The 12214-nt window shown below is 72.0% G+C and carries 15 protein-coding genes; 9 read left to right on the plus strand and 6 right to left on the minus strand.

The features are described from left to right. Window positions 1-18: 18 nt before the first annotated feature. On the minus strand, window positions 19-573 hold the full coding sequence (locus LG391_RS21835) for a GNAT family N-acetyltransferase (protein ID WP_225770151.1): 555 nt from the start codon (window positions 571-573) through the stop codon (window positions 19-21). Between the two features lie 303 nt (window positions 574-876). On the opposite strand from LG391_RS21835, the gene LG391_RS21840 reads away from it, so the two are divergent. Continuing rightward, window positions 877-1281 (plus strand): GtrA family protein, encoded by a 405-nt coding sequence (locus LG391_RS21840; protein ID WP_225770152.1) that lies wholly within the window; start codon window positions 877-879, stop codon window positions 1279-1281. A 1-nt stretch (window position 1282) separates the two neighbouring features. Here the strand turns inward: LG391_RS21840 and LG391_RS21845 are convergent, their stop codons facing one another. Further along, a complete protein-coding gene (locus tag LG391_RS21845; RefSeq protein WP_225770153.1) occupies window positions 1283-2287 on the minus strand; it encodes a site-specific tyrosine recombinase XerD in 1005 nt (334 codons plus the stop codon). Between the two features lies 1 nt (window position 2288). Next, window positions 2289-2483, minus strand: a complete 195-nt coding sequence (locus LG391_RS21850) for a hypothetical protein (RefSeq protein WP_225770154.1) — start codon at window positions 2481-2483, stop codon at window positions 2289-2291. 172 nt (window positions 2484-2655) lie between these two features. Here LG391_RS21850 and LG391_RS21855 point away from each other — a divergent pair, with 172 nt between their 5' ends. The 7 genes from LG391_RS21855 to fabF all read left to right on the plus strand — a co-directional run bounded on the left by LG391_RS21855 (window position 2656) and on the right by fabF (window position 9174). After that, window positions 2656-3240, plus strand: coding sequence for a shikimate kinase (locus LG391_RS21855; protein WP_225770155.1), 585 nt, complete (start codon window positions 2656-2658; stop codon window positions 3238-3240). 9 nt (window positions 3241-3249) lie between these two features. After that, the gene (gene aroB, locus LG391_RS21860; RefSeq protein WP_225770156.1) at window positions 3250-4356 is read left to right on the plus strand and encodes a 3-dehydroquinate synthase; all 1107 of its coding nucleotides are present in this window, start codon (window positions 3250-3252) and stop codon (window positions 4354-4356) included. An 11-nt stretch (window positions 4357-4367) separates the two neighbouring features. Beyond that, window positions 4368-5657: an HlyC/CorC family transporter gene (locus LG391_RS21865; protein WP_225770157.1), complete on the plus strand. Its 1290-nt coding sequence runs from the start codon at window positions 4368-4370 to the stop codon at window positions 5655-5657. Window positions 5658-5661: 4 nt separating this feature from the next. Next, complete coding sequence (locus tag LG391_RS21870; RefSeq protein ID WP_225770158.1) at window positions 5662-6222, plus strand: DUF2889 domain-containing protein; 561 nt, start codon at window positions 5662-5664, stop codon at window positions 6220-6222. 82 nt (window positions 6223-6304) lie between these two features. Then, window positions 6305-7306 carry an alpha/beta fold hydrolase gene (locus LG391_RS21875; protein ID WP_225770159.1) on the plus strand — a complete coding sequence of 334 codons (1002 nt, stop codon included), beginning with the start codon at window positions 6305-6307 and terminating at the stop codon, window positions 7304-7306. Window positions 7307-7365: 59 nt separating this feature from the next. After that, window positions 7366-7893, plus strand: a complete 528-nt coding sequence (locus LG391_RS21880; protein ID WP_225770160.1) for a helix-turn-helix domain-containing protein — start codon at window positions 7366-7368, stop codon at window positions 7891-7893. Window positions 7894-7905: 12 nt separating this feature from the next. Then, complete coding sequence (gene fabF, locus LG391_RS21885; protein ID WP_225770161.1) at window positions 7906-9174, plus strand: beta-ketoacyl-ACP synthase II; 1269 nt, start codon at window positions 7906-7908, stop codon at window positions 9172-9174. 4 nt (window positions 9175-9178) lie between these two features. Here the strand turns inward: fabF and LG391_RS21890 are convergent, their stop codons facing one another. Next, window positions 9179-9739 (minus strand): DUF3592 domain-containing protein, encoded by a 561-nt coding sequence (locus LG391_RS21890; RefSeq protein WP_225770162.1) that lies wholly within the window; start codon window positions 9737-9739, stop codon window positions 9179-9181. Between the two features lie 226 nt (window positions 9740-9965). Here LG391_RS21890 and LG391_RS21895 point away from each other — a divergent pair, with 226 nt between their 5' ends. Then, entirely contained in the window at window positions 9966-11186 is a 1221-nt protein-coding gene (locus LG391_RS21895; protein ID WP_225770163.1) for a PLP-dependent aminotransferase family protein, read from the plus strand. A gap of 4 nt (window positions 11187-11190) precedes the next feature. Here the strand turns inward: LG391_RS21895 and LG391_RS21900 are convergent, their stop codons facing one another. Together LG391_RS21900 and LG391_RS21905 are read right to left on the minus strand one after the other, a co-directional pair. Further along, the gene (locus tag LG391_RS21900; protein WP_225770164.1) at window positions 11191-11859 is read right to left on the minus strand and encodes an isoprenylcysteine carboxylmethyltransferase family protein; all 669 of its coding nucleotides are present in this window, start codon (window positions 11857-11859) and stop codon (window positions 11191-11193) included. A gap of 72 nt (window positions 11860-11931) precedes the next feature. Then, entirely contained in the window at window positions 11932-12183 is a 252-nt protein-coding gene (locus tag LG391_RS21905) for a DUF3297 family protein (protein ID WP_225770165.1), read from the minus strand. Window positions 12184-12214 lie beyond the last annotated feature (31 nt).

Raw genomic sequence — 12214 nt, forward strand, 5'->3', positions numbered from 1 at the left:
CTCGGGATCGGGGGCTGTCTAACACAGGGCCGCGCGCATTGAGACCGAAATCTGCGCAGGGCTGACCGCGGCGTCGGCCCGCAGCAGCGTGCCGCCCGGAACATCCTCCAGTGCGCCGAGCCGAAGCTCCGCCACCAGCAGCCGGTGTGGCTGTTCGTCCGGCATCGCGAAGCCCAGCGGGGCCGCGGGCTGGAAGCCGAAGCGGGCGTAGTAGGCGAGGTCGCCGACCAGCAGCACCAGCCGGTGGCCCATATCGGCCGCCCGCTTCATGCTGCCGCGCATCAGCGCGGCCCCGACGCCGGCGCCGCGCAGCTCCGGCTGCACCGCCAGGGGCCCGAGCAGCAACACCGGCCGGCCGGAGTCGAGCAGCATCGGCCAGTAGCGGATCGAGCCGAGGATCCGGCCGCTGGGCCGCCCGTCCTCGCGCACCACGAAGCACAGGCTGCGCACAGGCGCGATGCCGTCGCGATAGCGGTAGGAGACCTTGGTCTGCCGGTTCGGGCCGAAGGCGAGGTCGAGCAGGGCGTCGACTTCGGCCGCATCCCGCGGCCGTTCGGTCTTCAGGAGATACACTGGAGAAGGATCCTTGGAACGGAGAGCGTCGGTTCGCGCGCCGACCGGCTTCCGTCCCGCCCGCATCATGGTGTCGCAGGCACCCCGGAACGCCTCAGGCCGCCGCGCCGCGAAGGGCGGGCTGCAGGCGTCGTCGTCGCAGCGTCGGGGGCAGGAAGATCACGTCGTTCCGTTCCAGGAGGACTCAAGCGGCAACAGCGAAACCGCAACCGGGCCTTGCTGTCAATGCAAATGCGATCCGGCCGGCCTTCGCTTACGGCGATGACATGTGACGCCGGGCCGCCGCTGTGCCAACACAGCCGCATGCGGGCCTTTGCGGTCCCCGCCATATCCCTTCAGTTCGCCCGCTACGCCGGCGTCGGCGCGGTCGCGACCGCGATCCACTACGCTCTGCTGATCGCGCTGGTCGAATCGGGCGGCGCCGCGCCGCTGCCGGCGGCTCTGGCCGGCTATGTCGCCGGCGGCCTCGTCTCCTATGCGCTCAACCGGCGGCTGACCTTCGCCGGCGGCCGGCCGCATCGCGAGGCTGCCTGGCGATTCGCCCTGGTCGCCGCCGGCGGCTTCGCCTGGACCGGCCTGCTGATGGCGCTCTTCGCCAGCCGGCTCGGTGTGCCCTATCTGCCGGCCCAAGCCGCGGCCACGCTGGCCGTGCTGGTCTGGGGCTTTCTGGCGAATCGGCTGTGGAGCTTCGCCCAGCCGGCCCTCTGAATTACGGCCGCCTGGCCTTGGCCAGCGGATGGGCGGATGTCACCAGGCTCTGCAGCCGGTCGCCCAGCACATGGGTGTAGATCTGGGTCGTGGCGATGTCGGCATGGCCGAGCATGGTCTGGACCGAGCGCAGATCGGCGCCGTGCGACAGCAGATGGGTGGCGAAGGCATGGCGCAGCACATGGGGGCTGACGCGGCTGGGCTCGATCCCTGCCTCGACCGCCAGATCCTTCAGCAACTGGCCGAATCGCTGCCGGGTCAGGCAGCCGCCGCGGGCGATGCGCGACGGAAACAGGAAGCCCCGGTCGCGGCCCTTGACGGAGAACATGCCGCGATACGGGAGATAAGCGGCGATGGCGTCGCGCGCGGGCTCCGACAGCGGCACCAGCCGCTCCTTGTCGCCCTTGCCGCGCACGATCAGCGCCCGCCCGTCCCGCGCCAGGGCCGAGAGCGGAAGCCCGACCAGCTCGGACACCCGCAGCCCCCCGCCATAGAGGATCTCGAGCAGGGCCATCAGGCGCAGCCCCTCGGCCAGCCGCTCCGGGTCGGCGAACAGACCCGAGACCGCGCCGATCAGCGCCTCGACCTCGTCCTCGGACAAGAGCTTCGGCAGCGGCCGGCCGAGCGCCGGGGAATCGAGCGCGGCGGACGGGTCGTCCTGCCGCCGGCCCTCCGACACCAGGAAACGGTAGAACTGCCGCATCGCCGACAGGCGGCGGGCCGCGGTGCGCGCGGCGGTCCTGCCGCCCTTCGCCCCTTCGCGCCGCGCCAGATCGCCGAGATAGGCGCGCAGATCGTCGGTGCCGGCCCGGTCGATGCCGCCGCCACGGGCCTCGAGGAAGCGGTTCAGGTCGAGCAGGTCGCGGCCATAGGCCTCGCGGGTGTTGGCGGCCGCGCCGCGCTCCGCCACCAGCATGTCGAGGAAGGCCTCGACCGCGGGCGGCGGCAGGAGGCGCGGCGCCGGCGGCCGGCCGCGCCGGCGCTTCGGGGCTGCGGCCTCGGACACCCTACTGCTTGAACTGGGTGTTCGGGATCACCTTCTCGACCGTCTGGGTCGGCGGCCGGAAGTCGATCACCGCGAGCGCCACGCCGCCGCCGACGATGACCAGCAGCACGGCGATCGCCAGCACCCGGCCGAGGCCGCCGCCCCCGCCGCCACCGGAACTCTGCGAAAAGCGGGACTTCGAACGACGACGAGCCAAGACGGACCCCTGACAGGTGTGAAACCAGGCCGATGCGCGGGCCGGGGCCGGAGAAAGCAGATGCGGCCGGCCCGGCGCAACCCTATCTTAGGCGGTCGGCAGGGCGGCGGCAAACCGCCCGGCCGCCAATGAGCCCCCCAAGATGGATTGGGTCGGGTCTGGAAGAGGATCGATGATCACCACGCTGCACCGCCCCTTGCCCCGCACCCTGGTTCTGGTCGGCCTGATGGGCGCCGGCAAGACCGCGGTGGGCAAGCGCGTGGCCGCGCGGCTGGGCCTCGGCTTCACCGACGCCGACCACGAGATCGAGGCGGCGGCCGGCTGCACCATCCCGGACATCTTCGAGCGCTACGGCGAGCCCGCCTTCCGCGACCTGGAGCGGCGAGTGATCGCCCGGCTGATGCACGACCCGGTGCAGGTGCTGTCGACCGGCGGCGGCGCCTTCATGGACCCGCAGACCCGGGACGTCATCGCCGAGCACGGACTGTCGGTCTGGCTGAAGGCGGAGCTGTCGGTTCTGGCAGCGCGCACCGCCAAGCGCAGCAACCGGCCGCTGCTGCGCCAGGGCGACCCGAAGGCGGTGCTGGAAGGGCTGATGCAGCGGCGCTACCCGGTCTACGCCCTGGCCGACATGACGGTGGAGAGCCGCGACGGTCCGGTCGAGGAGACGGTGGACCGGGTGCTGGCCGCCATCGACGCCCATCTGGCGGCCGAGGCCGCCGCGACCGAAACCGCCCATGCGGGGCAGACGGATTGAATCCCTGAGATGACACGAGAGACCATCCGCGTCGGGCTGGGCCCGCGCAGCTACGACATCGTCATCGGCCCCGGCGCCCTGGCCGAGGCCGGGCAGCGCATCGCCGCGCTGGGCCGCGGCAGGCGGGTGATCGTGGTCGCCGACGCCCGGGTGGCGGGGCTGCACGGCGCCGCGCTGGAGGCGTCGCTGGCCGCCGCCGGCATCGTGGCCGAGACCCTGACCGTGCCGCCGGGCGAGGCGACCAAGTCGATGGCGGTGCTGGCCGACCTCCTGGACCGGATCCTGGCGCTGGGCATCGAGCGGCGGACGCTGCTGGTCGCACTCGGCGGCGGCGTGGTCGGCGACCTGGCCGGCTTCGCCGCGGCCACGGCGCTGCGCGGCCTCGACTTCGTGCAGATCCCGACCACGCTGCTGGCCCAGGTCGACAGCTCGGTGGGCGGCAAGACCGGGGTCAACAGCAAGCATGGCAAGAACCTGATCGGCGCCTTCCACCAGCCGCTGCTGGTGCTGGCCGACACCGCGCTCCTCGCCACCCTGCCGGCGCGAGAGCTGCGCGCGGGATATGCCGAGGTGGCGAAGTACGGCGCCCTGGGCGATGCCCGCTTCTTCGCCTGGCTGGAGGAGAACGGCCCGAAGCTGCTGGCCGGCGACGGCGACGCGATGATCTGGGCGGTCAAGCGCAGCTGCGAAATGAAGGCCGAGATCGTCGGCGAGGACGAGCGCGAGGCGGCACGGCGCGCCCTGCTCAACCTCGGCCACACCTTCGGCCACGCGCTGGAGGCCGAGACCGGCTATGGCGACGCGCTGCTGCATGGCGAGGCGGTGGCGATCGGCATGGTCATGGCCTTCGACCTGTCGGTGCGCCTGGGCCTGTGCCCGGCCGCGGACCGCGACCGGCTGGCCCGGCACCTGGAGGCGATGGGCCTGCCGACCCGCCCGGCCCGCGACCGTGCCTGGTCCGTCGGCGCCCTGCTGCACCATATGACCCGCGACAAGAAAGTGCGGGACGGGCGCATGACCTTCATCCTGGTGCGCGGCATCGGCCAGGCCTTCGTCACCAGCGAGGTGCCGGTCGAACCGGTCGCCGCGGTGCTGGCCGACGCCATCGCCGCCTGACAGCAACCGCCATGTCCGACGATCTCGTCCTCCTGCTCCACCTCGCCGGGATCGTCGTCCTGCTCGTGGCCTCCGCCTTCTTCTCGGGATCTGAGACGGCGCTGACCGCGGCCAGCCGGGCGCGGATGCACCAGCTGGAGACGCACGGGCTGAGGCGGGCCGGCATCGTCAACCGGCTGCGCGAGCAGAAGGAGCGGCTGATCGGCGCCCTGCTGCTGGGCAACACGCTGGTCAACATCCTGGCCTCCTCCCTCGCCACCAGCCTGCTGGTCTCGGTGCTCGGCGCCCCGGCGGTGCCGGTGGCCACGGTGGTGATGACAGCGCTGATCCTGGTCTTCAGCGAGGTGCTGCCGAAGACCTACGCCATCAACCACGCCGACCGCGCGGCGCTGGGCATCGCCCCCATGGTCAGGTCCGTGGTCTGGCTGCTGAGCCCGGTGGTGCGCCTGGTGAACTGGCTGGTGCGCGGCGTGCTGCGGCTGTTCGGGGCCGATCCCAGCCGGATCGGCCTGGCCGACTATGTCGACGAGCTGCGCGGCGCCATAGAGCTGCATCGCGGCAGCGAGGCCGAGGTGGCGCAGGAGCGGCAGATGCTGCGCTCGATCCTCGATCTCGGCGACGTCTCGGTGTCGGAGATCATGACCCATCGCCGCAGCGTCGAGGCGATCGACATCGAGCTGACCCCGCGCGAGGTGGTGGCGGCGATGCTGAACAGCCCGCACACCCGCATGCCGCTGTGCCAGGGCGGCCTGGAGAACATCATCGGCGTGCTGCACGCCAAGGACGTGCTGCGGGCGCTGCAGGCAGCCGGCGGCGACCCGAACCGGCTGGACATCCGCCGGATCGCGGCCAAGCCCTGGTTCATCCCGGATTCGACCAGCCTGCTGGACCAGCTGCACGCCTTCCGCACCCGGCGCGAGCATTTCGCCATCGTGGTCGACGAGTACGGCGACCTGCAGGGCGTGGTGACGCTCGAGGACATCCTGGAGGAGATCGTCGGCGACATCGTCGACGAGCACGATCTGCCGGTGGCCGGCGTCCGGCCGCAGCCGAACGGCAGCTTCCTGGTCGACGGCACGGTCACCATCCGCGACCTGAACCGCCGCTTCGAGTGGCGGCTGCCGGACGACGAGGCCTCGACCATCGCCGGGCTGGTGCTGCACGAGGCGCGGCACCTGCCGGAGGTCGGCCAAGCCTTCACCTTCCACGGCTTCCGCTTCGAGATCCTGCGGCGCCAGCGCAACCAGATCACCGCGGTGCGGGTGACCCCGCCCGCCGAGGTCGAGCCCGAGGCCAGCTGACCCGATGCCCCTCTCCGCCCCCGCCGCGCGCGAGCAGATCCACACCCGCCGGGTCACCTGCGACGGCTTCCGCCGTGCCGACGGGCTGTGGGACATCGAGGGCCACCTCGTCGACACAAAGCACTACAAGTTCCGCAACGAGTTCCGCGGCGCGATCACGCCGGGCGAGCCGCTGCATCAGATGCGGCTGCGGCTGACCGTCGACGACGGCCTGGCCATCGTCGCGGTCGAGGCGGAGACCGAGCACGGCCCCTACGCCCTGTGCCCGGAGATCGCGCCCGCCTTCCAGGCGCTGGTCGGCCTGCGCATCGGCCCCGGCTTCACCCGCGCGGCGAAGGAGCGGCTGGGCGGCGCCAAAGGCTGCACCCATCTGGTCGAGCTGCTGGGGCCCATGGCCACCACCGCGTTCCAGACCGTGTTCCCGATCCTGTCGCGCGAGCGCGCCGGGGAGGCCGACCCGGCGAAACGGCCGGTGCTGCTGGACAGCTGCCACGTTTTCGCCGCCGATGGCGAGCATGCTCGCCGCCACTGGCCGGGCTTCTACACCGGGCCGGCGCGGGACTGATCCGGCCGCGACGATCCGCGCGGCGCCGTGCACGGCGGCCGGGCGTTAACCCGGCAGCATCGATCCGGCCCCGAGGAGAGAGATGATCCGACGCCTGACCCTGGCCGCCGCCCTGCTCGCAACCCTCGCCGCCGCCCCGGCCGCCGTCGCCGACCCCATGCTGGCGGATTTCGACTATCCCTTCCCGGTCCAGCGCTTCGACTTCAAGTCGCAGGGTCAGGACCTGTCCATGGCCTATATGGACGTGCAGCCGGACAAGCCGAACGGCCGCACCGTGGTGCTGCTGCACGGCAAGAACTTCTGCGGCGCCGCCTGGGAAGGGGTGATGCGGCCGCTGTTGCAGGCGGGCTACCGCGTCGTCGCGCCGGACCAGGTCGGATTCTGCAAGTCCACCAAGCCGCAGGCCTACCAGTTCGGGCTGCACCAGCTGGCCGCCAACACCAGGGCGCTGCTCGACAGGCTGGGGATCCAGCGCCCGGTGGTGATGGGCCATTCCATGGGCGGCATGCTGGCGATGCGCTATGCCCTCGCCTTCCCCGACGCGCTGTCCGGCCTGGTGCTGGTGAACCCGATCGGGCTGGAGGACTGGAAGGCCGCAGGCGTGCCGCAGCAGACCGTCGACCAGTGGTTCGAGGGCGAGCTGAAGACCACCGCCGACAGCATCAAGGCCTATCAGCAGGCCACCTACTATGCCGGCGAATGGCGCCCGGAATACGACCGCTGGGTGCAGATGCTGGCCGGCATGTACCAGGGTGAAGGCGGCCGCCAGGTGGCCTGGAACCAGGCGCTGACCTCGGACATGGTGTTCAACCAGCCGGTGGTCCACGAGCTGGAGCACATCCACACCCCGACCGTGCTGATGATCGGCGAACGCGACACCACCGCGATCGGCAAGGCCTTGGCCTCGCCCGAGGTGGCGCAGCGCCTGGGCAACTATGCCGAGCTGAGCCGCCAGGCCGTCCAGCGCATCCCCGGCGCCAAGCTGATCCGCTTCCCCGGCGAAGGCCATGCGCCGCAGATCCAGTCGCCGGAGGCGTTCAACAAGGCCCTGCTGGGCGCGCTGGAGCGCCTGCCGGCCCCCTGAGAACCGGCCTCGCCTCGCATCGCTTGCATCATGCAAGCGACTGCGCTACCCCTGGCGCCATGCAGCGCACCAGCTTCGCCGGCATGGACTGTCCGATCGCCCGCGCCCTCGACGCGCTCGGGGAGTGGTGGAGCCTGCTGATCCTGCGCGACGCCTTCCTGGGCCTGACGCGCTTCGACGACTTCCAGCACAGCCTGGGCATCGCCCCGAACATGCTGGCCCGGCGGTTGAAAAGCCTGGCCGAGGCCGGCCTGCTGGAGCGCCACGCCTATTCGCACCGGCCGCTGCGCCACGAATACCGGCTGACCCCGGCCGGCCGGGATGTGTTCCCGGTGCTGGCGGCGCTGGGCGCCTGGGGCAGCCGCCACGCCACCGGCGGCAAGGTGCTGGTGCAGCTGGCCGGCCGGGCCGACGGCGCGCCGATCGACCCGGTGCTGGTCGACCGCCGCAGCGGCCTGCCGGTCACGCCGGAGACGGCCGAGTTCCGCCTGGGCCCCGATGCCGGCCCCGCCGGCGGGGCCCGCGCCGCCCGGATCCGGCTCGCGGAGCGCCGGAACGGCGACGGCGTGGACGCGGTTCCGACATGAGGAGACCCTGAGATGCGCCGTATCGTCGTCACCGGAATGGGCGCGGTGTCGCCCCTGGCCAGCGGCGTCGAGGCCAGCTGGCGCCGGCTGCTGGCCGGCCGGTCGGGCCTGCGCCGCCTGCCGGAGGAGATGGTGCCGGACCTGGCCGCCAAGGTCGCCGGTGTGGTGCCGTCCATCGCCGAGGATCCCGAGGCCGGCTTCGACCCGGACGCGGCGGTGCCGCCGAAGGACCAGAAGAAGATGGACCGCTTCATCCAGTTCGCCATGGCGGCGGCGGAGGAGGCGGTGGCCCAGTCCGGCTGGCGGCCGGCGGACGATCGGGCGCGGCAGCGCACCGCCACTGTGATCGCCTCGGGCGTCGGCGGCTTCCCCTATATCGTCGAGACGGTGCGGACGGTCGACCAGAAGGGCGCGCGCCGGCTGTCGCCCTTCACCGTGCCGGCCTTCCTGGTCAACCTCGCCGCCGGCCAGGTCTCGATCCGCCACGGCTTCAAGGGCCCGCTGGGCGCGCCGGTCACCGCCTGCGCCGCCGGGGTGCAGGGCATCGGCGACGCCGCCCGGATGATCCGCGCCGGCGAGGCGGACGTGGCGCTGTGCGGCGGCACCGAGGCCTGCATCGACCGGGTCAGCCTGGGCGGCTTCGCCGCGGCCCGGGCCCTGTCCACCGGCTTCACCGAGACGCCGGAGCGCGCCTCCCGCCCCTTCGACCAGGCCCGCGATGGCTTCGTCATGGGCGAGGGCGCCGGCCTCATGGTGATCGAGGCGCTGGACCACGCCTTGGCCCGCGGCGCCCGGCCGATCGCGGAGCTGATCGGCTACGGCACCACCGCCGACGCCTATCACATGACCGCCGGGCCGGAGGACGGCGACGGCGCCCGCCGGGCCATGGAGATCGCGCTCGCCCAGGGCGGGATCAGCCCCGGCGACGTGCAGCACCTGAACGCCCACGCCACCTCCACCCCGGTCGGCGACAAGGGCGAGTTGGCGGCGATCAAGGCGCTGTTCGGCACCGGCGGCACGGTGGCGGTCAGCGCCACCAAATCGGCCACCGGCCACCTGCTGGGCGCCGCCGGCGGGCTGGAGGCGGTGTTCACCGTGCTGGCGCTGCGCGACCAGGTGATGCCGCCGACGCTGAACCTGGAGACCCCCGACCCGGACGCCGAGGGCATCGACTTGGTGGCGCTGCAGGCGCGCCCCGGCCGGATCGAGCACGCCCTGTCGAACGGCTTCGGCTTCGGCGGCGTCAACGCCAGCGTGCTGTTCCGCCGCTGGCAGGGGTGATGCATCAAACCGCCAGATCGTCCTCCGGAGCCGAATTGCCCGGCCGCCGCGGATCGTAGAGCACCGGGATCGGATCGCCGGGCGCCGGCCTCGGCCACAGCTCACGCGGCTGGCCATACCCGTCATGCTCCACGCCCGCCGCGTCGCTGAAACGGTAGTGGACACGGACGCGGTGTTCTGAACGAAACCGGATGAGCCCCTTCGGCGCATTCGGCGAAACCTTGGCCGGGATCCAGGGCTCGGTCCGGATCACCTGACCGGCGACCCGGACGCCATGGCGGACGAGACGCCATCGGCGGAGCGTGGGCGGCCAGACATACCAGAGCACCGTGAGGGCCGACGCCAGGATGAGGGTAGCCACCGCCGCCCCGGATGCGCCCCATCTGCCGGGACGAGTGAGAACCGTCATCCACTCCGGCGCCCATGGCAACAGGGCGGATGCGAAGAGACCGCTGCCCAGCAGCAGCGCCAGGCCGAACGCCAAGCCGCTGTCCCAGGCGATCTGCCATGGGGTCTTCCTGCGCTTCGGACCGGATCCGTCGTTGGGATAAGGCACGGAGGACATGGCGCCTGACCCTGATCTCGAAAAAAAGAGACTATCGATCCGACTATGACGGTACAGCAGGCGGCCGCCAAGGGGCCGAGTGGCTCGAAACAAAATGTCACCAGCCGCGCACTGCCCACAACTCTGACATGAAATAGGTCAGTCTCGTTGACATAAATCCAGCCGCCATGGTTCGGTCGGGGAACGGCGCCGGGCAGCGCGCCGGCCCAGGAAGACCGAGGACACCATGACCATCGGCGAGACCCACTACGCCACCCGCGCCGCGAAGATGCGCGCCTCCGAGATCCGCGAGCTGCTGAAGCTGTTGGACCGGCCGGGCGTGATCTCCTTCGCCGGCGGCATCCCCGACCCGGCGCTGTTCCCGGCCGAGACCTTCCGCGCCGGCTACGAGGCCGCGCTCGCCGCCGGCGACACCGCGCTGCAATATTCTGTCAGCGAGGGCTATGCCCCGCTGCGGCAGTGGATCGCCCGGCACATGGGTTCGATCGGCGTGCCCTGCGGCATCGACAACATCGTGATCACCTCCGGCTCGCAGCAGGGGCTGGACTATCTCGGCAAGCTGTTCCTGTCGCCCGGCGACACCGCGCTGGTCGGCTGGCCGACCTATCTCGGCGCGCTGCAGGCCTTCAACCCCTACGAGCCGCGCTACGACCGGCTGGATCCGGCGCAGGGCAACGCCACGCCCGAATCCTACCGCGCGGCGGCCGGGGCGGCCGGCAGCCGGGTGCGGCTGGCCTATCTGACGCCGGATTTCGCCAATCCCTCGGGCGAGACGCTGAGCCTGGCGGCCCGCGAGCGCGCCTTGGCCCTGGCGGACGAGCTGGACATCCCGCTGATCGAGGATTCGGCCTATCAGGCGCTGCGCTACGACGGCGAGGACGTGCCGCCGCTGCTGGCGCTGGACGCGGCGGCCAAGGGCAGCATCGATCGCAGCCGCGTGATCCATTGCGGCAGCTTCTCCAAGACCCTGGCGCCGGGGCTGCGCATCGGCTGGATCTGCGCCGCGCGCGAGGTGGTGCAGAAGCTGGTGCTGACCAAGCAGGCGGCCGACCTGCACACACCCACCATCAACCAGATGGTGATGCACCACGCGGCCGAGCACGCCTATCCGGCCCAGGTGGCGAAGATCCGCACCGCCTATCGCGACCGGCGCGATTGCATGCTGGCGGCGCTGGAGCGGCACATGCCGGCGGGGGTGAGCTGGACCCGGCCGGAGGGCGGCATGTTCATCTGGGTGACCCTGCCCGAGCATCTCGATGGCGCCGGGCTGCTGGCCCGGGCGGTGGAGCTGGGGGTCGCCTTCGTCCCCGGCCGCGCCTTCCACGCCGACGGCAGCCACGGCAACACGCTGCGCCTGTCCTTCTCCCTGGCCGACGCCGCGGCGATCGAGGAGGGCATCGCCCGGCTGGGCCGCCTGATCGCCGGCGCGGCGAAGGCGGCGGCCTGAGGCCTCAGTACAGCCCCGGCACCAGCCGCCAGGTGCGGCCGCGATAGGCCTCGTACTCCGCGCCGAACTGGTCGGCCAGCAGCCGCTCCTCGGCCCGGATGCGGGCCAGGAGCGGCAGCAGGTTGAGCAGCGCCAGGATCATACCGATGCCGGAGCGGAAGGCCAGCCCCCAGCCCAGCGCGCCGACCAGCAGCCCGAGATAGCTGGGGTGACGGATCACGCCGTAGATGCCGGTCGTGACCAGTTCGTGTCCCGGCTGGATCGCCACCAGCCCGCTGAACCGCCGGCCGAGCACGAAGACCGGCCAGAGCCGCAACGCGCCGCCGAGCGCGAAGAGGGCGACGCCGAGCCAGCGCACCGTGTCGCCGTCGAGCGTCCACAGCTCCGTCCGATCGGTCCAGGCCGGCACATAGGCGCCGAGCAGCCCGAGCACGGTGAAGGCCGCCAGCACCCAGCGATTGCCGCGGTCCTCACGCTCGCCGGGGCTGATGTTGCCGCCGCTGAACAGGCTCGCGGCCGTCAGCGCCACGGTGATCGCCGCCACGGCGGTGCGGGCCGGATGGGCGAAGAAGGCGGCGAGCCCGCCCCAGCCGAGCACGGCCAGGCCGAGATAGACCAGGGTGCCGAGGACGGCGAACAGCGCCATCCGCGGCGAAGGCGTCGATTGATCCATCCGGCGGCTCCCGGGATCATGGATCCCCAGGACACAATGCCGGACGGACGGCCGTGTTCCTTCCGGGCCGGATCAGGCGTCCGGGGTGTCGTCCCGGAAATAGGGCTCCACCGTGCCGGTCTTCTTCACCGTCAGCGGGTTGCCGCGGCGGTCCAGCGCCTTGCCCATCGACAGCAGGACCCAGCCCTCGCTGACGCAGTACTCCTCGACATTGGTACGCTCGGAACCGTTGAATCGCACCCCGACGCCGCGGCGCAGCGCGGCCTCGTCGAAATGCGGGCTGTTCGGGTTGACCGACAGGCGGTCGGGCGGGGTGTCGGCCATCGCATGGCTCCCGGCAGTGGCGGCGGATGGC

Origin of the sequence: Inquilinus sp. Marseille-Q2685 (assembly GCF_916619195.1) — a bacterium.
In the GTDB taxonomy this organism is placed as follows: Bacteria; Pseudomonadota; Alphaproteobacteria; order DSM-16000; family Inquilinaceae; genus Inquilinus.